The organism is Mesorhizobium sp. M7A.F.Ca.CA.002.05.1.1 (assembly GCF_003998335.1).
Lineage (GTDB): Bacteria > Pseudomonadota > Alphaproteobacteria > Rhizobiales > Rhizobiaceae > Mesorhizobium.
Map to the genome: position 1 here is coordinate 1 of NZ_RZQI01001312.1, position 1133 is coordinate 1133.

The 1133-nt window shown below is 63.9% G+C and carries 1 protein-coding gene; it reads left to right on the forward strand.

The genetic code is table 11. The annotated features are described in order from the left end of the window. On the forward strand, window positions 1-1133 hold a 1133-nt coding region (locus EN939_RS35160), incomplete at both ends, for a CarD family transcriptional regulator (RefSeq protein ID WP_272483140.1).

Sequence of the window (1133 nt, forward strand, 5' to 3'; positions counted from 1 at the left end):
CGTTTCCGCCGCTCCTATATCGAAGCCTTTGGCGCTCCACAGCGCGATGACGGGCTCTATGCAGCAGTCAGCGAAGGCAGGCGGTTTGCCGGAATGGAACACTGGCTGCCGTTTTTCTATGAGCGGCTGGAGACGGTGTTCGACTATCTGCCTGACACGCCTGTCATCTTCGACCATCTGGCGCATGAGGCGTTGGCCGAACGCCACACGCTGATCCTCGACCATTACGAGGCGCGCAAGAAGCAGGCGGACGGTGCCTTGAAGGACGCCGTGCCCTACAAGCCGGTCGCACCGGACCTGCTCTATCTCTCCCCGGAAAACCTGATTGCCTCGCTCGGGCCGCGTGAAGCGATCGACTTCACGCCATTCGACGCGCCCGAAGTTGGCGCCAAGAAGGTCTATCACGCCGGCTCGCGCCACGGCCGCAGCTTCGTCGAGGAGCGCGCCGATCCGAACGCCAATGTGTTCGATGTCGTCGTCAAACACATCGCCGATGAGCGCGCGGCGCGCCGCCGCATTGTCATTGCCGGCTGGACCGAAGGCTCGCTCGACCGGCTTGGCCAGATCCTTGCCGAACACCATCTCGGCAATCTCAAGCAGGTGGCGACGCTGGCGGAAGCCGAAAAGCTCGAACCGGGGCAGGCGGCCCTGGCCGTACTGCCGCTCGAATCCGGCTTCGAGACCGAAAAACTGGTCGTCGTCGCCGAACAGGACATTTTGGGCGACCGGCTGATCCGGCGTTCGAAACGCAAGAAGCGTCCCTCGGACTTCATTGCCGAGGCCTCGGCGCTGTCGGCCGGCGACATTGTCGTCCATGCCGATCATGGCATTGGCCGTTTCATCGGCCTGCGTACCATCGAAGCGGTCGGCGCACCGCATGACTGCCTTGAAATCCACTATGCGGGTGACGACCGGCTGTTCCTGCCGGTGGAAAACATCGAGCTTCTGTCGCGCTACGGTTCTGACACAGCCGAGGCGACGCTGGACAAGCTTGGCGGCGGCGCCTGGCAGTCGCGCCTTGCGCGACTGAAGAAGCGCCTGCTCGACATGGCCGGGCAGCTGATCCGCATCGCCGCCGAACGGCAGATGCGCTCCGCACCGCCACTGGTGCCGGCAGAAGGCCTCTATGGCGA